Raw genomic sequence first — 23,509 nt, 5'->3', positions numbered from 1 at the left:
GGAGAGGGCATGGAACTCGAGGAACCGACAGCGTACGAAGAGGGCTGGCTCAAGGTCCTCGACGAGTTGCGCGACAGCCCGGCTGTCGAAGTGCTGAGCGAGGTGCGGGACGACATCGACCTGACGGCGGAGGGCACGGCCTTCGACGACCTCGCCGAGTGGGAGGGCATCGAAATCGGTGCTGAACTCCGTAGCGCCTACATTCGCTTTTCGCAGCTGGGTAGTCAATGGCGGACCATCGACCCCTACCCGTACCTGACGGGTGAGTTCCGTCTCACTCCCTTGCCTTTGGCGGTGCACGAGGACGCGCCGGAGTTCACGTCGTCCCTCTACTCCGACGAACAGCGCGAACTTGCCACCGGGTTCCGTGTGATCGATGCCAGCCCGTTTACCGGAACGGGTTCCTTCGTCGCCTTGCGGCTACAGCCCGAAGTGGAGAGTCCCGAGGTCTGGTTCTCCGATCACCGGACGAACACGCTGTGGCGGATGGACCTCGACTACCCCGCATACATGGACACCTTGCGGTTGACCAAGGGTGTTTTCGACTGGCAGCACCTCTTCACGGAGGCGCCGCTGAACGACGAGGAATTCGCCGGTACGGCTGCGGACCTTCGCGCCATGCTGGAACTGCTTCCGGAACTGTTTCCCGACCACGACTACACAGACCTTCAGGCACGCCTCCGGGAGCGCATGTGACCCGCTACGCCGACATCCCCAAACCCATCCGCTCCGGCATCGTCGTCGTCAACCCCGACACCGGCACCCCGCAGCGCATCATCGTGCTGCAGTTCAACCCGGACACCCTCGAACGCAGCGTCAGCCCCCAGTCGGCCGGTGACAGTGGCGACGCCGGAGGCGGCGGCACCGGCAGCGGGGACCGGAACGAGGCGCTGCGGCTCAAGGGCCCCGCGCAGGAGACCTGGAAGTTCACCGCCGAGATCGACGCGACCGACCAGTTCGAGATCGCCGCGCCCGACGGGATCCACCCCCAGCTGGCGACCCTGGAAATGCTGGTGCAGCCCACCACCGCGCAACTGCGCGCCGCGAGCAGGCTGTCGCAGAAGGGCGCCATCGAAATCAGCCCGATCGAGATGCCGCTGACGCTGTTCACCTGGGGGAGCAAGCGGGTCATGCCGGTGCGGTTGACGGAGTTGTCCGTGAACGAGTCCGCCTTCGACGTGCATCTCAATCCCATCCGCGCCTCGCTCAGCATCGGGATGAAGATCCTCACCGTCAGCGATCTGCCGGCCGGGCATCGCGGTGCCGATCTCTACCTCGCGCACCTCGCCCAGAAGGAGCGGCTGGCCGCCTCCGCCCGGGGCGGCAGCCTCGGCACGCTGGGGCTCGGCGGCGGCATCGGGGCAGCGGCGAGCGCATCGATCAGGAGGAGCTGAGCCACACCATGGCCGACATCGAACCGTACGAGAGCGCACTGGACGCCATCCCCGGAGCTCATCCGTATCCCCGCACCAGCAGGTACCACGACGCCGAGATCGGGATCCACCGCCGTGTCGACGGGAGTGAAGTCCGGTACACCAAACGCCGGTTGCTGCCGCCCCTCGAGGACGACGGCCACCAGGAGACCCATCCCCACGTCGTCGGTGCCGGGGAGCGGCCCGACCTGCTCGCCCAGCGCTACTTCGGCGACCCCGGCCAGTGGTGGCAGATCGCCGACGCCAACCCCGCACTCGATCCACGCGAGTTGACCGACGAGGCCGGGCGGATCATCGGCATACCGATCGCCGGCGGCTTCCCGCGGGGGGACCGGCGTGTTTGACCTGCCGGTGGGGCAGGGCCCCGTCCACATCACCCTCCTCATGGGGCCCAAGCTCGCCCGTCCCGTGCCCGCCGAGGTCACCGAGGCCCTGCTCTCCGCGCAGATCACCGCCACCGCGGGCGAGCGCAGCGGTTTCCAGCTCGCCTTCGACCTCACCAAGAACGGGATCATCAGCCGCAGGCTGCTGCCCGAGGGGTTCTTCGATCCGAAGACCCGCCTGATCGTGACCGTCAATGTGCGCGGCACGCCCGCCGTGCTCTTCGACGGGCTGGTCGTGCGTCAGGAAGTCGGCGCCAGCAACCGGCCCGGCCACTCCACCCTCACCGTCACCGGCGAGGACCTCACCCTGCTGATGGACCTGGAGGAGCGCACCGCCCGCTACCCCAACCTGCCGCCCTCCGAGCGGGCCCTCGCCATCCTGCGCCGCTACTCCGACTACGGCATCCGGCCCGACGTCTACACCGAGAAGGTCGCCCAGCCCCCGCACCAGGACCTGCGCGTGCACTACCAGACCGGCACCGACCTCCAGTACGTCACCGAGCTGGCCCGCGCCAACGGCTACACCTTCTACCTGGAGCCCGGACCCAACCCGGGCCAGTCCGCCGCCCGTTGGGGACCGGAGGTCCGGCTCGGCATCCGCCAGCACGCCCTCAACGTCAACATGGACGCCCAGTCCACCGTCGACCAGATGACGTTCGCCTACGACGGGACCGCGCGGGAAGAGCCGCAGGCACGCTGGCAGGACCCCGGCACCCGGCAGTCCACCCTGCTGCCGCAACCGCCGATCAGCCCGCTGCGGCCGCCCCTCGGCAGGCGCCCCACCCCGGCCCTGAAGCGCAAGACGCTGACCGGTACAGCCAAGCAGCAGCGCGAGCAGGCCGAGGCCGAACTGCTCGCCCGCGCGGCCGTCTCCGCCGACGTCGTCTCCGGTTCCGGCTCCCTCGACGTCAACCGGCACGGCTACATCCTCCAGCCGCGCCAGCTCGTCGGCGTACGGGGCGCCGGACGCGCCTACGACGGCGACTACTACGTCAAGTCCGTGACGCACAACCTGCGGCCGGGCTCGTTCCAGCAGAACTTCACCCTCTCCAGGGAGGGGCTCGAAGCCCGCAGCGACTACGTCCGGCCGTAAGCGCGCACCACCCACGACCACCCCCACCCACGACCACCACCAACCAGGAGCACCTCCACCATGGCGGCACCCAGCAATCGCTACCTCGGCAAATTCCGCGGCCGGGTCGTCGACGACAACGACCCGCTGCGCATCGGCCGCGTCACCGTCGAGGTCCCGGACGTGCTCGGTGACGAGCCGTCGACCTGGGCGCTGCCCTGCCTGCCGTTCACCGGACCGCAGTCCGGGCAGTTCGTGGTGCCGCCGCCCGGCGCGGGCGTGTGGGTGGAGTTCGAGCAGGGGGATCCCAGCTTCCCGGTGTGGACGGGGTGCTGGTACGGCGCCGCCGAGGAGCTGCCGCCCGACGCGCGCCGCGAGCTCCAGGCGAACTCCCCGAACAAGCCGGTCGTCGTGCAGACACCGCAGGCGCACAAGCTCGTCATGAACGACACGCCCGGCGCCGAGCAGGGGATCCTCCTGCAGGCCCAGGGCGGCGCCTACATCCGCATCACTGAAGGGGCCGTGGTCATCGCGACCGGCGCGGGTGCCGAAGTCGTACTGCGCGGACGCGAAGTGACGATCAACGAGGGCCAGTTGACCGTGCTCTCGAAGCGATAGACGACGGGGGATCCAGCAAGTGACAGGAACGGCAAGAAGACTTCTCGACGCCGGCACGGTGCTCGGCTGCCCGCACGGCGGGCGCGTCACCGCGGCCACCCCGCCCTCGGGCGGCGTACGCGTCGCGGGTGCCGCCGTCGCCACGGCCGCGCACCACTACGTGGTCACCGGCTGCCCGCACACCGTGGACCGGGTGCCCTCGCCGTGCGTCACGGTCCGCTGGACCGCCGACGGCACCGGCATCACGGTCGACGGCGCGCCCGTGCTGCTCGATACCTCCGCGGCCCAGTGCTTCAGCGCGGCCTTCGTCCCGCAGGGGCCGCCCGTCGTCCAGGCCGCGCAGCGAAAGGTCACCGTCCGATGAACCCCACCAGCCGGGGCGCCAGGCCCCGCTCCGACCTCGCGTTCCCCTTCCGCGCCGACCGCCGCGGCCGCACCGCGCACGCCACCCACGGCGAGCACGTCCACGACCTGATCGAGCAGTTGCTGTTCACCAGCCCCGGCGAGCGCGTGATGCGCCCCGACTTCGGCTGCGGACTGCTGGACCTGGTGTTCGCCCCGAACAGCCCCGAGCTGATCAGCACGCTCGAACTGTCGGTGCAGGCCGCGCTGCAGCGCTGGCTCGGCGACCTCATCGAGGTGAGCGCCCTCGACATCGTCAGCGAGGACCACTCCGTCCGCGTGTACCTGTCGTACGCGGTCCGGGCCACCGGCACCCAGCGCGACGACGTCTTCGAAGGGAGGGCCGCCGCATGACGACCGGCACCACAGCGTCCCGCCGCGGCAAGGTGAGGGCCGCCCAGCTCAATGGCGTCGACACCGTCGAAACGGGCGACGACGGCCTGCTGCTCACCGTCACCTTCCTCGGCAAGGCCCCGCACGGCCTCGGCCCCGAGAACGTCCGCATCGACGGCGGCCGCCGCGTCACCGGCATCACCGCCGTCGACGTCAGCGTCGAACGCGAGGAGGACCCGGAGCTCGACGACCGGCTCTACGTCACCCTCGACAAGGCCGGCGACACCTCCCGCTACCGGCTCTCCCTCGTCGAGACCGACCCGTACGGACGGCCCGGCACCGAGCCGTACCGCGGCTTCGACCAGCGCTACCACAGCGCCACGTTCTCCTTCCGGCCCGACTGCCCCACCCCCTTCGACTGCAAGGACGAGGACGGGCCGCAGACGGACTTTCCCGCCGCGCCCGTCATCGACTACACGGCCCGCGACTACGAGACCATCCGCAAGCTGCTCCTGGACCGGCTCGCGCTCACCACCCCCGACTGGGCCGAGCGCAACCCGGCCGACCTGGGCATGACCCTCGTCGAACTCCTCGCCCACACCGGCGACCAGATCAGCTACCACCAGGACGCGGTAGCCACCGAGGCCTACCTCGACACCGCCCGCCGCCGGGTCTCCGTACGCCGCCATGCGAAGCTCATCGACTACGCGATGCACGACGGCTGCAATGCCCGCGCGTACGTCACCGTCCAGACCGCACAAGACCAGACTCTCGCCCCGGGCACGTTCCGCTTCGCCTCCGTCGACGTACGCAGCCTCGACCCGCACGACCGCCCCGAACCGGGCACGGTGATCGACGAGGCCGACCTCGGCGACCTCGACGAACGCGGGTCGGTGGAGGTCTTCGAACCGGTCGTCGCCACCGACCCGCTGGAGCTGCGCGTCGCGCACAACGCGATCCGGCTGTGGACCTGGGGCGGCGAGGTGTGCACCCTCCCGCGGGGCGCCACCGCCGCCACCCTGCGGGACGCGTGGGTGGACGCGGAGACCTGCCGCGAGCGCCGGCTCTCCCTGAGGCCGGGCGACGTGCTCGTCCTGGAGGAGGTGAGGGGCCCGCGCACCGGCACTCCCGGCGACGCCGACCCCGCCCACCGCCAGGCCGTCCGGATCATCTCCGTCACACCCGGCCTCGACCGGATCGAGGACCAGCCGGTCCTGGAGGTCACCTGGGCCGCCGAGGACGCGCTGCGCTTCCCGCTCTGTCTCACCACGCGCGGCGGACGCGACTGCCTTCCCGTCGAGGACGTCACACTGGCCCGCGGCAACGTCGTCCTCGCCGACCACGGCCGGACGCCGACCGGCCTCCCCGAGACCGTCACGGTGCCTCCCGTGCCCGCCGTGACCGCCGCCTGCGATCCCCCCGCCTTCGGCTGCCACGACCGCGACGAGGGCAACGCACCCGCGCGGCTGGTCAACGCCCTGACGGACAAGGCCCGGTCGGGCCGGGCACTCGTTCCCGGAGACATCCGCGAACTCTTCGACGTCGTCGGCGAGGCCGCGACCAACCGAGCCGGCCTCGGCCTGGAAAGCGCCGGTCAGCGGCACGAACAGGTCGTGCCCGGCACCGCGTACGCCCAGGCCGCCGCGCTGCGCACCCTGCTCGCCCAGTCGGTCTACCCCGGCATCGCGCCCCGCTTCCGCCCGGTTCTCGGCCGTACGCCCGTCACCCAGGCGGTGCCCTTCCCCGACCCCGGCACCGTCGCCGCCGGGCAGGCCGAGCGGATCGCGGCGATTCCGGGACGGGTGCGGCAGCGGCTCGTCGAGCTGTGGCGCAGCGCCCGCGACCGGGACGGTCTCGGTGACGAGGAGATCGCCGAACTCGCCGTGATCTACGGCCTGAACGTGCTGGAGCGGTTCGAACTGCGCCGCCACCCGGTCCGCGCCCTGCGCGAACTGCTGTACCGCAGCGATCAGTTGCTCGACAGCAAGCTGCGCCGCGTCGAGGTGCTCGCCGCCCGGGCCCGCGCCGGCACGGTCCTCGACGGACACATCGCCTGGGAGATCGCGCACAGCTGGGGCCCGGTATACGCCGGCGGACTGCACCCCGAGGAGACGGTGCTGCGCGGTTCGGCGACCGCAGCCCTCGCCCAGGACCCGCGCCGGGCGCTGCCCGCCGTACGCCCGCACGGCGAGGACGAGACCTGGGTGCCGCGCCGCGACCTGCTCGACAGCGGTCCGCGCGAGCGGCACTTCGTGGGCGAACTGGAGGACGACGGGCGCCTCGCCCTGCGCTTCGGCGACGGCCGGCACGGAGCGAAGCCCACGCCCGGATCCCGCCTGGCCCTGCGCTACCGCCTCGGCGGCGGGACCGCCGGCAACGTCGGCGCCGAGGCCATCAACCACCTGGTCGTGCAGGGCGACTGCGACGCGCCCGTCGCCGTCGTGCGCAACCCGCTGCCCGCCACCGGCGGCGCCCAGCCCGAACCCGTCGAGCAGGTACGCCAGCTGGCCCCGCTCGACCTGCGCCGCACCCGGCTGCGCGCGGTCACCGCCGAGGACTACGCCGCACTCGCCACCGCCCTGCCCGGCGTGCAGCGGGCGGCGGCCGAGATCCGCTGGACCGGCAGCGTCCAGGAGGCACACATCGCGATCGACGCGTACGGCACCGCCGCCCCGTCGCAGAGCCTGCTCGACTCGGTCGCCCAGGCCCTGGAGACGTACCGGCGCATCGGCCACGACCTCGTCGTGGGCCCGGCCCGCCCGGTGCCGCTCGACATCGCGCTGGCCGTGTGCGCCAGGCCGGGGCACCAGCACGGGCAGATCCTGGCCGAGCTGTACCGCGTGCTCGGCAGCGGGCGCCTGCCCGGCGGACGGCTCGGCTTCTTCCACCCCGACGCGCTCACCTTCGGCGAACCGGTCCGGCTCAGCCGCCTGGTCGCCGTCGCCGCGGCCGTGCCCGGAGTGGAGGGCGTCGAGGTCACCCGGCTGCGCCGGCTGTACGGACCGGACCGAGGAGAGAGGGAGGACGGCGTGCTGCGGCTCGGCCCGCTGGAGATCGCCACCTGTGACTACGACCCGGACCGGCCGGAGAACGGCCTGCTGGCGATATCCCTGGGAGGTGCCCGATGACGGACCCGCACCCGGTCACCGCGACCGACGACTGCGGCTGCGGCGGCGCCTGCCGCGGCGGCCACGACGAGCGCCTCGCGCCGGCGCCGCCGCACAACCCGCCCGGCCGCACCGCGCTCGAGTACCGCGTCGGCGAGTACGGCTCCTTCCTGGCCGCCCTGCTCGACCGGCTCGCCTCGCCCGCCTACCCGGCGCTGAACCGCCTCACCGTTCGCACGCCGGACGATCCGGCGATCGGCCTGCTCGACGCCACCGCCGTCCTCGGCGACCTGCTCACCTTCCACTCCGAGCGGATCGCCGACGAGGCCTACATCCGCACCGCCGACGAGCACCGCTCCCTGGTGCTGCTCGGCCGGCTCGTAGGGCACCGCCCGCGTCCCGGCGTCGCCGCCGCCACGCACCTGGCGTACACCCTCGAACGCGACCCGCGCGCCGAGGCCCAGAACGTGCTGATCCCGCGCGGCGCGCGCAGCCACAGCGTCCCCGCGTCCGCCGACGAGGCGTCGCTGACCTTCGAGACCGCCCGGGACCTGACGGCCCGCTGGGACTTCAACGAGCTCAAGGTTCGCCGCCGCCGTCCCTCGCTCCTCACCCCGCAGGACCTCGAGAAGCGCTCCGAGCTCTTCGTCGCGGGCACCGCGCTCTCCCTCCGGGCCGGCGACCGGTTGCTGTTCGTCTTCGGGGAAGGAGCGGGCGGCGAGCGCAAGCTGCTGCCGGTGGCGAAGACGCGCGTCGACCGGGACGACGACATCACGGCGATCTCCCTGCCGAAGTCGGCGCCGGCGACCCTGAAGGAGCTCGTCGACGAGGTACGGCGCTGGACGGCTCCGCCGCAGCCGGGGGAGCCGGGGGAGGAGCCGCCCACCCCGGAGGTGCCCAACCCGCGGCCGGTCAGCCGGCTGATCGAGGACTTCGAGGACCAGGTCCTCGAACCGCTCCGTGACGACCTCGACGAGGTCAAGACGCCCGAGCGGCTCGCGGTCCGACTTGCCGAGCCTCTCGCCCGCCTCGGTGAGGCGCAGGTGCTGGCTACTCCGTATGAGGATGTGGCGGCATGGTTCGAGCAGCTTGAAGCGGTGCTTGCCGAACTTGCCGAGCGGGCGCTGGAGTTGGCGCCCGCGCAGGCGGACGACGTGGCTGCGTCTACGGGTGGTCGGCCGTCCGCTGCGCCGTCGGGGCTGGTCGCGCCCACGCCGCGGAGCCGCATATCGACAGGGCCCGCGCCCCTTGAGGGCGACTCGCGCGCCGCTGCTCTAAATGCCCTGGGCGCAGTACTACCCGCCCTGCGCGCCACGGCCCCCGCCCCCCGGGGTGCCACCGGTCGGCAGCTCCCGGGCACCGACACCGCACGCCTCCTCTCCGCCCTCAACCCCGGCCTCGGCAGCCTCTACCCCGCCTGGCGCACGGCCGCCGCCCCCGGCACCCCGCAGCTCCTGCGCGAACTGCTCGCCCTGCGCGTCACCGCGGCCCCGTTCGGTGCCACGGCCCCGCTGAAGCCGGTCCAGGACGACCGCGGCCGGGTCATCCGCACCGCCGACTGGCCGCTGACCGGCGCGGTGCTGGCGACCATGCGGGTCGTGTTCGACACCGCGGGCAGGAGCCCGGTGCGGGCCGAGTTCCAGTACGTCGAGGGCAGCAGCTCCGACCAGCGCGCGGAGAACCTGCCCGTCACCCAGCCGGTCACCTTCACGCTCGGCCCCGGCCAGGTCGAGCTGTCCGTGCGCTCCGGCCAGGACCGTGACCTCAGCTGGCTCAACCGGCGGCCCGCCGACTCCCAGGAGCCCGGCGTCACGGCCCGCCTCCACTCGGGCCTGCCCGAGCGCACGCTCTTCGTGTCCCGGCCCGACGACGAGGGCCTGGTCCATGTCGGCGTCCACAACGGCACCTCCGAGCAGATCGCCCTGCGACCGGGCGCCAGTGAGCAGTTCACGCACGGCGATCACGAGGTCAGCCTCACCTACACGGTGGGCAGCGCCGAGCCCGGTGTCGCGGTCGTCATCGCCAGCAAGCCGGAGCCCGTCAACCGCCGCACGCTCCAGCTGGACACCGTGCACGAGGGCATCACCGTCGGCAGCTGGGTGGCGATCCAGCGGCCCGCCAAGGGAGCCGAGGGTGCGGTGCCCGGTGATCCGAAGCTGAAGTTCGTCACCACGCAGGTGGTGTCGGCGCGCACGGCCGCGTACACCAACTACGGCATCACCGGCCGGGGCACCGAACTCACCCTCGCCGATCCCTGGCTGGACGAGTTCGACGTCCTGTTGTCGCACATCCGCGACACCACCGTGCACGCCGCGGGCGAATCCCTGCGCCTCGCCGACGAACCCCTCGGCGAGGACGTGCACGGCAACGAGATCGAACTCGCCGAGCTGTACGAGGGGCTGCGGCCCGGCCGCACCCTCGTCGTGGCGGGCGAACGCAGTGACATCCCGGGAACGGCCGGGGTGCGCGCCACCGAGGTGGTCACGATCGTGGCCGCCGACCCGGTGGTCGACCCTCGACTCCCCGGTGACCATGTCCACACCCGGCTCACCCTCACCGCGGACCTCGCCCACCGCTACCGCCGCGAGAGCGTCCGCATCCTCGGCAACGTCGTAGAGGCCACGCACGGCGAGAGCCGCGAGGAGGCCATCGGCAGCGGCGACTCGGACCGCGTCAACCAGACCTTCGCGCTCTGGCAGTCCCCGCTGACCTGGCTCGCCGACGACAACCCCCTCGGTGCCACCCCCGTACTGGAGATCCGGATCGACGGCGTGCTGTGGCACGAGGTCGACAGCCTCGCCGGACGCGGCCCGGCCGAGCGGGTCTACATCACCGGCGCCACGGCCGACGGCCGGACGACCGTGACCTTCGGCGACGGTGTGCACGGCGCCCGGCTGCCCTCCGGCCACGAGAACGTCCGCGCCCGTTACCGCTTCGGCACCGGCAAGGCGGCCAACGTCCCGGCGGACCGTGTCACCCAGCCCCTCACCCGGCCGCTGGGCGTCACCGCGGTCACCAACCCGCGCCCGGTCACCGGCGGTGCCGACGCCGACGGCCCCGGTCTGACCCGCCGTACGGTCCCACTGGCCGTCTCGGCCCTGGACCGGCTGGTGTCCGAGTCCGACTACGAGGACTTCGCCCGCTCCCGCGCCGGCATCGGCCGGGCCTGCGCACGCGAACTCTTCGACGGGCGACGACGCGTGCTGCACGTGACCGTGGCGGGCACGGACGACGTTCCCATCGCCCCCGACTCGGAGACCCTGCGCGCCCTGCGCGGCGCCCTGACCGAGTACGGCGACGCGAACCTCCCGGTCCGCGTGGACGGCCGGGAACCGGTCCTGCTGCTGATCGCCGCCCAGGTGAAGGTGGCCCCCGACCACGCCTGGCAGAACGTCGAACCGCGACTGCGGCAGGCCCTGCTGAACCGGCTCGGCTTCGAGGGCCGGGAGCTGGGGCGGCCCGCCCGCCTCTCCGAGGTCCTGGCCACCGCCCACACCGTGCCCGGCGTCGACTACGTGGACGTCGACGTCTTCACCGGCGTGCCCGCCTCCGCCACCCCCGAGGAGCTCACCGAGCTGCTCACCCGGCCAGGGCCGCCCAAGACGTCCGTCCCGGCGCACCCGGCGACGTACGACGAGAAGATCCACACGGTCCGCGCCGAGAACGGCGAGACGCTGTCGGAGATCTGCGCCCGGTACGGCGTCCCGCTCGCCGAACTGCTGCGCCTCAACCCCGACATCACCGACACCCGGCGCCTCGCCAAGGGCCGGTCGGTGTACGTCTTCCGCGGCATCCGCCCGGCCCAGCTGGCGCTGCTGTCGCCCCGGGCCGCGGACACCCTGATTCTGACGGAGGTCAAGTGATGTCCCCGGATCCCCAGTTGGAGACGCCGGCCCCGGTGGTGCCCAGGGAGCCGGACGGGCTCGCCGACCTGCTGCCCCGCTGGCACCGGCTGCGCGACGCCGAGGAGGGCGAGCCGCTGCGCGCACTGCTCGCCGTGATCGCCGAGCAGATCGACCGCGTCCGTGACGGCGTCCAGCAGGGCTACGAGGACCTGTTCGTGGAGACGGCGGCCCCCTGGGTGCTGCCCTACCTCGGCGACCTCGTCGGCTACCGCACCCTGCCCGGCTACGAACGCGTCCTCACCACCGGCCTGCACGACGGCGGCCGGGCCGCCCTCGCCGAGGCCGTCGCCCCGCGCCGGGACGTGGCCGCCACGGTCGCCGGCCGCCGCCGCAAGGGCACCCTGCACCTGCTGGAGGAACTGTCCGAGCAGGTGGCGAACTGGCCCGCCCGGGCCGTCGAACTGTCCCGGCAGGTGGCCCACACCCAGCCGGTGAAGCTGTACGGCACCGGCACGCACCGGGGCGAGCGCGGCCGGCTCACCGATCTGCGCGACGGTGCCGAACTCGCCCTCGGCGGCGGCCCTTTCGCCAACTCGGCCCGTACGGTCGACGTCCGCCGCGCCGAGTCACGGCACCGGCAGGGCGGCTGGACCCCGGCCGGCGTCGCCCTGTTCGTGTGGCGGCTGAAGGCGTACGCGCTCACCCGGTCCCCGGCCTACTGCATCGACCGGGCCCGCAACCTCTACACCTTCTCGATCCTCGGCAACGACACCCCGCTGGTCACCAAGCCGTTCCCGGAGCCCTCGCCGACGCTCCCCCACTCTCGGCTTCGCTCGAGCGGGGGGACCCCCACCGCCACCGTCGACAACGTGCCGGCGTTCGTCACCCGCCGTCTCCTGCACGACCGGCTGCTCGACTACTACGGCCCCGGCAAGAGCTTCGTCATCCGGCGCGACGGCGAGGACAACCCCGTACCGCCCTCGGACATCGTGGTCGCCGACCTGTCGGACTGGCGCTACCGGCCCAAGCGCGGGCAGGTGGCCGTCGACCCCGAGCTGGGCAGGATCGCGTTCGGTTCGCGGTCCGCGCCCCGGCAGGGCGTGTGGGTGGACTACCACTACGCGTTCGCGGCCGACATGGGTGGCGGAGAGTACGAGCGTGACCGGGAGCCGCGCCCGGACGCGGCGTTCTACCGGGTCGGACCCGGTCAACCCCACCGGCAGATCATGGACGCCTACCGGGCCTGGCAGCACGACCGCCGGGCCGGCCGCACCGGACCCGACGGCATCATCGAGATCACCCACAGCGGCGCCTACCAGGAGCAGCTCGACTTCGACCTCGACCCGGGCGACCGCCTCGAACTGCGGGCGGCGCAGGGCACGCGCCCGGTCATCCGCCTGCTCGACTGGTACAGCAACCGCCCCGACGCCCTCAACATCCGCGCGGTGTCAGACGACTGCGCCCCGCACGAGCGGCCACGCGTCGTCCTCGACGGGCTGCTGGTCGCCGGACGCGGCATCAACGTGACCGGCGCGATGGGCGCCGTCGTCGTACGGCACAGCACGCTCGTGCCCGGCTGGTCGCTGGAGCCCGAATGCGATCCGCACTCGCCCGAGGAGCCGAGCATCGTCCTGGACCACACCACCGGGTGTCTCCAGATCGAGCACAGCATCCTCGGCACCATCGAGGTCATGGGCGACGAGGTGGGCGAGGACCCCCTCGACATCCACATCCGGGACAGCGTCCTCGACGCCACCGCCGACGGCCGCGAGGCCCTGTCCGCCCCGGACTGCCGCCACGCCCACGCCGTGCTGCACCTGCACCGCACCACCGTCTACGGCGAGATCCGCACGCACGCGGTGCGGATCGCCGAGAACAGCGTCTTCACGGGCCGGCTCCACGTGGCCCGGCGCGGCATCGGCTGCCTGCGCTACTCCTCCGTCCCCACCGGCTCCCGCACCCCGCGCCGCCACCGCTGCGCGGACACCAAGCCGTTGTTCACCTCCCAGCGCTACGGCACGCCCTGGTACGGCCTGCTCGCCGACCGAGGTCCGGAGGAGATCCGGCGTGGCGCGGACGACGGCGCCGAGATGGGCGCCTTCCACGACCTGTACCGGCCGCAGCGCGAGGACGGCCTCAGGGCCCGGCTCGCCGAGTACACCCCGGCCGGTACCGACGCCGGGATCTTCTTCGTGACGTGAGCCGCACCGCCACCGACTTCGTGAACCCGCACTTCTGAACCAGGGGGGACACCCTTCATGCACGCAGACCTCTCCCGCTCCACGTTCCGGCCGGAGCGGCACTACTCCGCGGTCGTCGCCCAGCAGGGCCGCGTCCAGCTCGACGCGGACCTCAACGAGCAGACCGCGATCCAGCTCCACCAGGCCCGCAGCCTCGCCGCCGACCTGATCGGCCCGCACGGCGGGCCGCGCGAGGCCGCAGGTTTCCGCATCGAGTACGTGGGCGGCAAGCACGAGATCGACACGCTCCTCATCCACGGCGGCCGCTACTACGTCGACGGCATCCTGTGCGACGCCGACCGCCCGGCGGCCGGGGTGCCCGTCACCGACGAGGAGAGCGAGGAGTCCGCACCGCAGCCGCCGGCGCACTGGACCTACTGGGACCAGCCCGACGGCTTTCGCGACCCGGAGAAGCCCGGAGACCGGCTGCCCTCGCCCGCCCAGACGCCGTTCCTCGTCTACCTGAACGTGTGGGAGCGCACGGTCGGCGCCGCCGAGGACCCGGCGCTGCGCGAGGTCGCCCTCGGCGCGGCCATGCCCGACACCGCCGCCCGCGTCAAGGTCGTCTGGCAGGTGCTGGCCCTGTCCCTCACCCAGTTGGAGATCGAGGAGGGCGACCCGTCCAAGGAGGTCGTCCGCGCCGGCTTCACCCGCTGGGCGCAGCGGCAGTCGGCCCCTTCGGCCCGGCTCGCCGCCCGCAGCGAGCGGCCCGACCACGCCGACGAGGACCCCTGCCTGGTCAAGCCGGGCGCCCGCTACCGCGGACCGGAGAACCAGCTGTACCGGGTGGAGGTGCACGAGGGCGGCGAGGCGAAGGACGCCACCTTCAAGTGGTCCCGCGAGAACGGCTCGGTCGTCTTCCCCGTCGACGAACTCGACGGCACCTGGGTGCAGTTGGCCTCACTCGGCCACGACGACAAGCTGGACCTCGACGTCGGCGACCACGTGGAGTTCGTCGACACCGCCTACGCCTCCCGCCTGGAGCCCCTGCCGCTGCTGCGCGTCGAGGAACTGGACCTGTCCGGCCGCCGCGTCCGCCTGTCCGCCGAACCGGACCCGGGCGTCGGACGGCTGGCGCACCTGAACCCGTACCTGCGCCGCTGGGACCACCACGGCGGCCCGAAGCGCAAGGGCCGCAGTACCGACCTGCGCGGCGGCGCGATCCCCGTCACGGAGGGGGAGTGGCTGCCCCTGGAGGACGGTGTCGAGGTGTACTTCGCCAAGGGCGGCGGCTACCGCACCGGCGACCACTGGATCGTGCCCGCCCGCACCGCCACCGGCGGTGTCGAGTGGCCGGTCGACCCGGCCCGCCGCCCCCTGCTCCGGGGACCGGCCGGCATCGCCCGGCACTTCGCCCCGCTGGCCCTGATCAAGGGCGAGGGCAGCGCGGTCGACCTGCGCCTGGCCTTCGGCCCGCTGGCGAGCAGCATGCCGGCCGCGGACGAGGCGACGCTCGCCGTCGAGGAGCAGGCCCGCCGCGAGGAGCAGGCCGCGGAGGACCCCTCCCGGGGGAGGTCCCAGACCACAGCGGAGGCGGAAGCAGCCGTGGAGGGAGACAACTGATGGCCAAGCCGCTGAGCGCGTCGAAGCTGGTGGAGATCCTGCGGGCCGAGGGCGTGACCGTCCACGAGGTCCGCAGATGGCGCACCCACAACCGCAACAGCAAGGGCCCCTGGGGTCCGGTGAACGGCGTGATGATCCACCACACCGTCACCTCCGGCACCGCCTCCTCCGTCGACATCTGCTACGACGGCTACTCGAGCCTGCCCGGCCCGCTGTGCCACGGCGTCATCGACAAGAAGGGCCACGTGCACCTGGTCGGCAACGGCCGGGCCAACCACGCCGGTCTCGGCGACAGCGACGTCCTGCGTGCCGTGATCAACGAGTCGAAGCTGCCGTCCGACAACGAGGCCGACACCGACGGCAACCGGCACTTTTACGGCTTCGAGTGCATCAACCTCGGTAACGGCAAGGACGTTTGGCCCGAGGCGCAGAAGGAGGCCATCGAGAAGGTGTCAGCGGCGATCTGCCGGCACCACGGCTGGTCCGAGCGCTCCGTCATCGGCCACAAGGAGTGGCAGCCGGGCAAGGTCGACCCGCGCGGTTTCACGATGGACGGCATGCGCAAGCGCATAGCCCAGCGGCTCGAGGGCGGCGGGGGCGGCGGCAAGCCGGCCCCCGACCCGAAGCCGGCGCCCAAGCCGTCCCACGAGCCGTTCCCGGGTGCCGCGTTCTTCCACGTCGGGCAGCGTTCCCCGGTCATCACGGCGATGGGCCGCCGCCTGGTCGCCGAGGGCTGCAGCCGCTACGAGGAGGGGCCGAGCCCCGACTGGACCGAGGCCGACCGCCGGTCCTACGCGCTGTGGCAGCAGAAGCAGGGCTTCTCCGGCAAGGACGCCGACGGCATCCCCGGCAAGCTCACCTGGGACCGGCTGAAGGTGCCCGGGTCCGGTAAGTGAGGGCGTGCGCCCCTCCCCGCGGAGGGGCGCACGGGTGTCACCAGCGGGGGAGCAGCCGCTCGTACTCCGGCTGGAACCGCTGCATGTAGCCGGTGTCGTCACGGCTTCGCACACCGGAGTCGACGTAACGCCGGTGCAGCTCACCGAGCTTGTCGTGGTCGAGCTCGACACCCAGCCCCGGCCCGGTGGGCACCTGCACCGCACCGTCGCGCAACTCCAGCACGCCCGGCACGATCACGTCGTCGGCCGAGTTCCACGGGTAGTGGGTGTCGCAGGAGTGGTCGAGGTTGGGGATGGCCGCGGCGACATGGGTCATCGCGGCGAGGCTGATGCCCAGGTGCGAGTTGGAGTGCATCGACAGGGCGAGCCCGAACGCCTCGCAGACGGCCGCAAGTTCACGGGTGCGGCGCAGCCCGCCCCAGTAGTGGTGGTCGGTGAGCAGGACCTGGATCGCGTCCTGTTCGACGGCCGGCTTCAGATGCTCCCAGGCGATCACGCACATGTTGGTCGCGAGCGGCATGGGGGAGTCCTTCGCCACCTCCGCCATACCGGGAATGCCCTTGGTCGGATCCTCCAGGTACTCCAGGACGCCGTCGAGTTCACGGGCGACGTACTTCGACGTCTCGACCGTCCACGCCACGTTCGGGTCCAGCCGCAGTGGCTGCCCGGGGAATGCCTCGGCCAGGGCCCGCATCGCGGCGATCTCCTCGTCGGGCGGGAGGACACCGCCCTTCAGCTTGAACGACCGGAAGCCGTAGCGTTCCCGCATCAGCCGGGCCTGTTCCACGATCCCGGCCGGATCGAGGGCCTCGCCCCAGTCGTCGCCGATCGCCGCACGGCCGTCGAGCGCGGGGTGTTCGGCCCACTTGTAGAAGAGGTACGCGGCGAACGGCACCGCGTCACGGACCCTGCCGCCCAGCAGGTCGCTGACCGGACGGCCGAGCAGCCTGCCCTGCGCGTCCAGACAGGCCACCTCGATCGCCGAGGTGGTCCAGCCGCGCTCGTGGGAGCTCGGCACGGTCGGCAGCAGCGCCGCGTCGATCGCGGCGGCGACGGCGGTGGTGTCGAAGACGTCCATGCCGACGACGACCTCCGCGGCGGCGTGCAGCCGCTCCAGGCGGTCCGACCCGCCCGGCGACTCCCCGAGTCCCACGGTGCCGTCCTCCAGGACCAGTTGGAGGATGATTCGCAGGGCGAGCGGCTCGTGCACGCCGTTGGAGTTGAGCAGCGGCGGGTCACCGAAGGCGATCGGGGTGACGATCAGCTCGCGGATACGCGTGGAGCTCATGCGCCGGCCACCTCCAGGCCGTGGTCGAGGAGTTTCGCGAGCCGGGCGACGTGCTCCGGCGTCGGGTCGAGCAGCGGAGCCCGCACACCGCCGACGTCCAGGCCCCGCAGCGTCACCCCGGCCTTGACGAGCGACACGGCGTACCCGGGGACCTCGTCGCGCAGGGCGACCAGCGGGCCGTAGAACTCGTCGAGGAGCCGGGAGACCAGGGCGTCGTCGTCCTCGGCGAGCGCCCGGTGGAAGGCCAGGGCGATCTCCGGGGCGAAGGCGAACACCGCCGAGGAGTACAGCTCCACGCCGATGCCCTGGTAGGCGGGCGCGGTCATCTCGGCGGTGGGCAGACCGTTGAAGAACTGGAAGTCCTCCGTGCCCGGAACGGCACGTACCGCGCGCACGATCCGGTGCATCCGCTCGATGTCCCCGATGCCGTCCTTCAGCCCGACGACCCCGGGCAGGGCGGCGATCGCGGCGGCCGTCTCCGCGGTGAGCCGGGCGGTGCCCCGCTGGTAGAAGACGACGGGCAGGTCCGTGGCCGCGACGACCTCCTCGACGTACCGCACGAGGCCCCGCTGCGGGGCGCTGACGAGGTAGGGCGGCAGCAGCAGGATGCCGTCGGCACCGGCGCGTTCGACGCGGGCGGCCTGGTCCCGGGCGACCGGCGTGGGGCCACCGGCCGCCGCCAGGACCGGCACACGTCCTGCCGTGGTCCGCACGGCGACCCGGGTGGCCCGTTCGATCTCCTGGGCCGACAACGCGTGGAACTCACCGGTGCCGCAGGCGACGAACACACCTCCCGTGCCCGCGGCGACCCCCGACTCGATGTGCTGGGCCAGCCGTTCCTCGTCCAGTGAACCGTCCGCCGCGAACGGCGTGACCGGGAAGAACAGCACTCCGTGGAACTTCATGTCTCCCTCAAACGTGGGGGGTTGGGTGTCAGCCCTTGGTGGCACCGGCGGCGATGCCGGTGACCAGCGAGCGCTGCAGGAGCAGATAGACGATCAGGCTGGGGACCAGGGCGATGACCGCACCGGCCAGCACCACCCCGGAGCCGACCTCGGGGTCGGTGCGCAGGATGGACAGGGCGACGGTGACCGTGTAGTCGGTGGGGTCCTTCGCGGCGATCAGGGGCAGCAGGTACTGGTCCCAGATCATGATGAAGCCGAGCACCCCGGCCACACCGAGCGCGGGCTTGCACAGTGGCAGGATGACCTGCCACAGCATCCGCAGCTCGCCGACGCCGTCGATGCGGGCGGCCTCCTCGATCTCGGTGGGGATGTCCTTCATGAACTCCGTCAGGAGCATCACGGAGAAGCCCCAGGCGCCGAGCGGCAGGATCACACCCCAGACGGTGCCCTTCAGGTCGACGCCGATCACGGGAACATGACCGAGGACGAGGGAGAGCGGGATGGCGATGACCTCCTCGGGGAGCATCATCGTCAGCATGAACAGGGTCAGGACCAGCGCCTGGCCGCGGAACTTGTGCCGGGCCAGGGCGTACGCCGCCAGCGTGCACACGGCGAGCTGGAGCAGCAGTCCGCCGCCCGCGATGACCAGGGAGTTGCCGAAGTAGTCCCAGATGCCGCGCTGGCCCGCCACGTCGAAGTTCAGCAGGGTGGGGTGGTGCGGGAGGAACGACAGGGCCGAACCGCTGGCCTTCTCGCTGAAGGAGCCGGAGAAGATCGTCAGGAACGGCGCCGCGAACACGCCCAGGGCGAGCAGGCAGAGCAGCACGCGCAGGGCCCAGGCGGGGCCCGGCCGGTCGCTCCAGCCGAGGGCGGTGTCGAAGCGGGCGGGGGTGGTGCGCTGCTTCCCGGCGGACTTGCGCGCGGGAGTGGCGGTCACCGGAGTCCGGACGGGGTCGATGGCGGGGGCGCTCATCTCACGTCTCCCCTCTTGCGGAGGTAGTTGACCGTGACGGTGAGCAGCAGCGTCACGCAGAGCAGAACCACGGAGGCGGCCGAGGCGCCGCCGATGTCGTTACGGGTGAAGCCGAGGGTGTAGGCGCGGGTCATCCACACGTCGGTGGAGCCGGCCGGCCCGCCGCCGGTGAGGACGTACACCTCGGTGAAGACGCGCAGGCCGCGGATGGCGGCCAGGGTGAGGACGATGCCGAGTGCGGGGCGGATCGCCGGCAGCGTGATGTGCCGCAGCCGCTGCCACAGGGAGACGCCGTCCATCGCGGCGGCCTCGTACAGCGAGCGGTCCACGCCCGCGAGTCCGGCGAGCATGATCACCATGTTGTACGGGGCGAGCATCCAGATGCCCATGGCCATGGTCGCCCACAGCGCGGTGTCGGGGTTGTCCAGGTAGGGCACGGGCCCCAGCCCGAGCAGCCCGAGGCCGCTGTTGATGAGGCCGTCGGAGGTCGGGTAGTACATCAGCCGCCACATCTCACCCACCACCGCGGTGGCGGTGACGACGGGCAGGAACACCGCGGTCCGGATGATCTTCAGCGAGCGGGCCTGGCCCTCCAGCAGCAGCGCCAGCGCGGAGCCGACGAGGATCCCGCCGAGGGACATGCCGACGCCGAGGACCAGCGTGTGGCCGATGGCGTCCTGGAAGCGGTGGTCGGTCAGGACCCGCGTGTAGTTGTCGAGACCGACCCACTGGTCACCGAGGAAGGGCCGCACCTCGAAGAAGCTGAGCCAGACGCCCTTGCCCATGGGCAGGAACTTGAAGACGAGGGCCAGCAGCAGGCCGGGGGCGAGGAACAGCCAGGGCAGTACGGCTCTCTTGCCGATGATCCGGGCTCTGCGCCGCCCGGGTGTGGTCACGGTCGCGGTCATTTCAGCAGCTCCTGGTCCTTGAGGTCACCGGCGAGGGTGTCGTTGAGTTCCTTCAGGCCGGAGCGGACGTCGCTGCCGCAGTAGGTGAAGATCGCGTTGAGCGCGTCGGCGGTGTCCTGCTTGACCGGGGCGAAGTCCGGCGCGTTGGGGAACGGCACGGAGGCGGTCTCGTACGCCTTCTGCACCACGCTCCAGCGGGGGTCGTCGCGCACCTTCGCCGCGTCGAGCGTGGCGTTGACGGGGATGCGCACGACGGGCTGGTGGTCGCCGGTCATGGCGAGCTCCTGTCCCTCGGGGGAGACGAGGAACGCGGCGAGCGTCTGTTCCTGCTCGGCCTTGCCGGTCCTGGCGCCGAAGTAGATGTTCTCGCCGTCGGCCAGCACGTCGTTGCCGGCGGGGCCCGCGGGGGCGGGCAGGACCTCGTACGTGTCCTTGCCGAGTGCCTTGTCGAAGGTGGAGATGTTGTACGGGCCGGTGAGGTACATCCCGGCGTTGCCGTCCTGGAAGTTGGTGGTGTTCGCGGTGACGGACGTCAGGGCGCTGGGCTGGATGACACCGTTGTCGCCGCAGAAGAGGTTCTTCTTCATCCAGGTGACGGTGCGCAGGGCGGCCGGCGAGTCCATGGCGGGCCGGTAGCCGGAACCCTCCTTGTCGAGGATCCGCACACCGCCCTGCCACAGGTAGCTCGCTCCCCACCAGGCGACATAGCCGTTCTGGGCGCTGCCCGGCACGACCATGCCGTACGTGTCCTTCCTGCCGTCCCCGTCCGGGTCACGGGTGGCGAAGGCCTTGGCGAGGTCGAGCGTGTCCTGCCAGGTCTTCGGCTGCGGCAGGCGGAGCTTCTCGCGCCAGTCCTTGCGGACGAACAGGGTCAGGGCCTGGCGGGAGTACGGGATGCCGTAGTGCCTGCCGTCGCGGCCTACCGTCGACGACCAGGACTTGGCGGTGATCTCGTCATGACCCGCGATCGAGGCCGGGGTGATCGGCTTGAGCAGGCCCTGGGCCTGGTAGCTGCCCATCAGGGCCGTGTCGTTGATCATGACGTCCGGCAGGTCCTTGGTGGACGCGCGGCTCTGCAGTTGCTGGTCGAAGTTCATGACCGGCTGGTAGTCGATCTTGATGCCGGTCTTCTTCGTGAAGGCGGCGAACACACGGTCGTAGGTCTGGGCGGACTCCGGATCACTCCGGGTCCACACCTCCAGGGTGTTCGGGTCGCCGGCCCGGGCGCTGCCGGAACCGGAGCCGCAGGCGGCCGTTCCGAACAAAAGTCCCGAGACGGCGAGCGTGGCGGCCAGGCGGTGCACGCGGTGGAGCCGCACGGCGGTACAGCGTCTACGATCCCGCATGGATGGCTCTCCGTTCATATCCGTGAACCCGCTTCACGAATCTAAATGATCGGCCAAGCTACGGATCGTTTCTGCGCCATGTCAAGACATGGCCGAAAGATTTCACCGACACCACACGACGCCCGGAAACGCCGAGAAAACCGCGACGGCCCCCACCGGGTCATCCGGTGGGGGCCGTCCGAAAAGGAAGGGTGCTCAGGTCAGGCCTGACGTTCGGCGTTCTTCTTCTTGATCCGTTCCGCTTCCTTGCGGACCTCCGCCTGGGTGGTGCGCTCCCGCTCCAGCCACTCGGGTCCTTCCTGCTTCAGCGCCTCGATCTGCTCGGTGGTGAGGGGCTCGGTGACGCCGGCGCGCGCGAGACCCGCGATGGAGACCCCGAGCTTCGCGGCGACCACGGGCCGGGGGTGCGGGCCGTCGCGCCGCAGGTCCTGCAGCCACTGCGGCGGGTTCGCCTGGAGCTCGTTCAGCTCGGCGCGCGAGACGACACCCTCCTGGAAGTCGGCGGGGGTGGCCTCGAGGTACACACCCAGCTTCTTCGCCGCGGTCGCGGGCTTCATCGTCTGGGTGCTCTGGTGCGACGTCATGGACCCCAGGGTATCGAGCATGTGCACGCCCCCTGACCACGGCCGGTAACCTGGCGAGGTGACAGGCTCGGATGTAACCCCCTCGTTCCGGCTCGCATACGTCCCCGGGGTGATGCCCGACAAATGGGTGCGCATCTGGAACGAGCGGCAGCCCGGCGTCCCGCTGACCCTCACGCAGGTGCCCGCCGAAGCGGCGGCCGAGCGGCTGCTGGGCGGGGACGCCGACGCGGGCCTCGTCCGCACACCCGTGGACCGGTCGGTCTTCAGCGCGATCCCCCTCTACACCGAGCAGACCGTCGTCCTCGTGCCCAGGGACCACCTGGTCACCGCCGTCGACGAGGTGGCTCCGGAGGATCTGGCCGACGACATCGTGCTGCACCCCCTCGACGACGTCCTCGACTGGGAGCGCCTGCCCGGGAGGCCGGCCCTGGAACGGCCCGCCACCACGGCCGACGCCGTCGAACTGGTAGCGGCGGGCGTCGGCGTCCTCGTCGTCCCGCTGTCGCTCGCCCGGCTGCACCACCGCAAGGACCTCACCCACCGGCCCCTCAAGGACGCCCCCGAGTCGAGCGTGGCCCTGGCCTGGCCCGAGGACGCGAAGACGGACCACGTCGAGGACTTCATCGGCATCGTCCGCGGCCGCACGGTCAACAGTACCCGGGGCCGTCAGCAGTCCCCGGCGCAGGAGAAGGCCCAGCGCGACGACCGCCGCAAGCAGCCGGTCAGGGCGGCGGGAGCGAAGCGACGCGGGTCCTCCGGCGGCGCCCCCAAGAGCGGCAAGCGGGGCAAACCTCGCCGCCGCTCCTGACTCAGGAGTCCTCGCTCACCCTGCGGAAGGCGACGGCTGGATCGCGTTCGGAGCCTCCGTGCGCAGGTCCTCCAGCTCCTTGGGGATGTTCAGGTTCAGGACCGGCGCACCCGGCTGCGGCGGCGGAGGCGTGGTCATCTCCTCAGGCATCTTCGGCGGGCTGGTCTGCTGGAGGGTGACCTGCTCGTGATTGACCAGGCCGGTCTTCTCCAGGATCGTGATGTGGTCCAGCACCGTTGAATTGGCCTGGTCGGCGAGCTGACGCACCAGGGAGTTCCGCGTGTTGGCGCGGATCTTGGCGATCGTCGAGAAGATCTGACCGTGGGTCACGCGCATGATGGTGGTCGCGGTCGAGTCGAACTCCTGCCCCTGGGCGCCCTCCACCGTCGCCACGAACTGCTGCTGCTGGGGCGACGCCTGGTTGGGCAGCGTGATGCCCAGCTCGGGGGCGACCCTGCGGCAGGCGGCGTCCAGGCGCCCGTGCCCGACGACCAGGTGCTCACCGGCCTCCTTCATCGCGGGCGAACCACCGCGCTGCATCACCAGCAGACCCAGGGGGTGCTCCCACAGGCCGGCCGCGCGCACCTTCACCACGAAGTCGCGGTCCGCCTCGGTCAGCGGACCGTACTGGGTGTTGGCGATGATGCGGTCCTGGCTGGAAGCCGTGTTCTGCACGCCCAGCATGCTCGGGTAGGCGAGCGCGGTGAGCGTCAGGATCATCGCACCGCCCACGAACGCGGTTCCTGCCGTGCTGCGCGAGATGCGCATCGTGCCTCCTGGATATGAAACGGCCCAACGCCAGGAG

General features: G+C 71.8%; 20 protein-coding genes. 13 read left to right on the top strand and 7 right to left on the bottom strand.

Going from position 1 to position 23,509, the window contains the following annotated elements; genetic code table 11:
• The first annotated feature begins 9 nt into the window (after positions 1-9).
• The 12 genes from ACFY9S_RS36845 to ACFY9S_RS36790 are packed head-to-tail and all read left to right on the top strand — an operon-like array spanning position 10 to position 15,892.
• On the top strand, positions 10-696 hold the full coding sequence (locus tag ACFY9S_RS36845; protein WP_391137716.1) for a hypothetical protein: 687 nt from the start codon (positions 10-12) through the stop codon (positions 694-696).
• Complete coding sequence (locus ACFY9S_RS36840) at positions 693-1,394, top strand: hypothetical protein (RefSeq protein ID WP_391137713.1); 702 nt, start codon at positions 693-695, stop codon at positions 1,392-1,394. Before ACFY9S_RS36845 ends, ACFY9S_RS36840 begins: the two co-directional genes overlap by 4 nt.
• Positions 1,395-1,402: 8 nt before the next feature.
• A complete protein-coding gene (locus tag ACFY9S_RS36835; protein WP_391137710.1) occupies positions 1,403-1,777 on the top strand; it encodes a hypothetical protein in 375 nt (124 codons plus the stop codon).
• On the top strand, positions 1,770-2,909 hold the full coding sequence (locus ACFY9S_RS36830) for a hypothetical protein (protein WP_391137707.1): 1,140 nt from the start codon (positions 1,770-1,772) through the stop codon (positions 2,907-2,909). Before ACFY9S_RS36835 ends, ACFY9S_RS36830 begins: the two co-directional genes overlap by 8 nt.
• 60 nt (positions 2,910-2,969) lie before the next feature.
• Complete coding sequence (locus ACFY9S_RS36825) at positions 2,970-3,506, top strand: phage baseplate assembly protein V (RefSeq protein WP_102913930.1); 537 nt, start codon at positions 2,970-2,972, stop codon at positions 3,504-3,506.
• 19 nt (positions 3,507-3,525) lie between these two features.
• Positions 3,526-3,870 carry a hypothetical protein gene (locus ACFY9S_RS36820; protein WP_102913931.1) on the top strand — a complete coding sequence of 115 codons (345 nt, stop codon included), beginning with the start codon at positions 3,526-3,528 and terminating at the stop codon, positions 3,868-3,870.
• Entirely contained in the window at positions 3,867-4,262 is a 396-nt protein-coding gene (locus tag ACFY9S_RS36815) for a GPW/gp25 family protein (protein WP_391137704.1), read from the top strand. Before ACFY9S_RS36820 ends, ACFY9S_RS36815 begins: the two co-directional genes overlap by 4 nt.
• Positions 4,259-7,369 (top strand): putative baseplate assembly protein, encoded by a 3,111-nt coding sequence (locus tag ACFY9S_RS36810; RefSeq protein ID WP_391137701.1) that lies wholly within the window; start codon positions 4,259-4,261, stop codon positions 7,367-7,369. Before ACFY9S_RS36815 ends, ACFY9S_RS36810 begins: the two co-directional genes overlap by 4 nt.
• Positions 7,366-11,211: a putative baseplate assembly protein gene (locus ACFY9S_RS36805; protein ID WP_391137698.1), complete on the top strand. Its 3,846-nt coding sequence runs from the start codon at positions 7,366-7,368 to the stop codon at positions 11,209-11,211. Before ACFY9S_RS36810 ends, ACFY9S_RS36805 begins: the two co-directional genes overlap by 4 nt.
• On the top strand, positions 11,211-13,394 hold the full coding sequence (locus ACFY9S_RS36800) for a polymer-forming cytoskeletal protein (protein WP_391137695.1): 2,184 nt from the start codon (positions 11,211-11,213) through the stop codon (positions 13,392-13,394). The genes ACFY9S_RS36805 and ACFY9S_RS36800 overlap by 1 nt, the downstream gene beginning before the upstream one ends.
• 57 nt (positions 13,395-13,451) lie before the next feature.
• A complete protein-coding gene (locus tag ACFY9S_RS36795) occupies positions 13,452-14,996 on the top strand; it encodes a DUF6519 domain-containing protein (RefSeq protein ID WP_391137692.1) in 1,545 nt (514 codons plus the stop codon).
• Positions 14,996-15,892 (top strand): peptidoglycan-binding protein, encoded by an 897-nt coding sequence (locus ACFY9S_RS36790; RefSeq protein ID WP_391137689.1) that lies wholly within the window; start codon positions 14,996-14,998, stop codon positions 15,890-15,892. The genes ACFY9S_RS36795 and ACFY9S_RS36790 overlap by 1 nt, the downstream gene beginning before the upstream one ends.
• A gap of 37 nt (positions 15,893-15,929) precedes the next feature.
• Here the strand turns inward: ACFY9S_RS36790 and ACFY9S_RS36785 are convergent, their stop codons facing one another.
• The 6 genes from ACFY9S_RS36785 to ACFY9S_RS36760 all read right to left on the bottom strand — a co-directional run bounded on the left by ACFY9S_RS36785 (position 15,930) and on the right by ACFY9S_RS36760 (position 21,917).
• Positions 15,930-17,180: an enolase C-terminal domain-like protein gene (locus ACFY9S_RS36785; protein ID WP_391137686.1), complete on the bottom strand. Its 1,251-nt coding sequence runs from the start codon at positions 17,178-17,180 to the stop codon at positions 15,930-15,932.
• Positions 17,177-18,085 carry a 5-dehydro-4-deoxyglucarate dehydratase gene (locus ACFY9S_RS36780; RefSeq protein ID WP_391137683.1) on the bottom strand — a complete coding sequence of 303 codons (909 nt, stop codon included), beginning with the start codon at positions 18,083-18,085 and terminating at the stop codon, positions 17,177-17,179. Before ACFY9S_RS36780 ends, ACFY9S_RS36785 begins: the two co-directional genes overlap by 4 nt.
• Before the next feature lie 28 nt (positions 18,086-18,113).
• Entirely contained in the window at positions 18,114-19,058 is a 945-nt protein-coding gene (locus ACFY9S_RS36775) for an ABC transporter permease subunit (RefSeq protein ID WP_391137680.1), read from the bottom strand.
• Entirely contained in the window at positions 19,055-19,966 is a 912-nt protein-coding gene (locus tag ACFY9S_RS36770; RefSeq protein WP_391137678.1) for an ABC transporter permease subunit, read from the bottom strand. The genes ACFY9S_RS36775 and ACFY9S_RS36770 overlap by 4 nt, the downstream gene beginning before the upstream one ends.
• Entirely contained in the window at positions 19,963-21,312 is a 1,350-nt protein-coding gene (locus ACFY9S_RS36765) for an extracellular solute-binding protein (protein ID WP_391137676.1), read from the bottom strand. The genes ACFY9S_RS36770 and ACFY9S_RS36765 overlap by 4 nt, the downstream gene beginning before the upstream one ends.
• Positions 21,313-21,512: 200 nt before the next feature.
• On the bottom strand, positions 21,513-21,917 hold the full coding sequence (locus ACFY9S_RS36760) for a DUF5997 family protein (RefSeq protein ID WP_391137673.1): 405 nt from the start codon (positions 21,915-21,917) through the stop codon (positions 21,513-21,515).
• A gap of 37 nt (positions 21,918-21,954) precedes the next feature.
• On the opposite strand from ACFY9S_RS36760, the gene ACFY9S_RS36755 reads away from it, so the two are divergent.
• Positions 21,955-22,704, top strand: coding sequence for a LysR substrate-binding domain-containing protein (locus tag ACFY9S_RS36755; RefSeq protein ID WP_391137671.1), 750 nt, complete (start codon positions 21,955-21,957; stop codon positions 22,702-22,704).
• Positions 22,705-22,719: 15 nt separating this feature from the next.
• Here ACFY9S_RS36755 and ACFY9S_RS36750 read toward each other — a convergent pair whose 3' ends face one another.
• Entirely contained in the window at positions 22,720-23,472 is a 753-nt protein-coding gene (locus tag ACFY9S_RS36750; protein ID WP_391137668.1) for a DUF4142 domain-containing protein, read from the bottom strand.
• Between the last annotated feature and the right edge of the window lie 37 nt (positions 23,473-23,509).

It is taken from the genome of Streptomyces sp. NPDC012474 (assembly GCF_042955185.1).
GTDB classification, from domain to species: Bacteria; Actinomycetota; Actinomycetes; order Streptomycetales; family Streptomycetaceae; genus Streptomyces; species Streptomyces cahuitamycinicus.
Note: the sequence above shows the minus strand (reverse complement) of the source record. Positions and strands in the feature narration are given on the sequence as shown.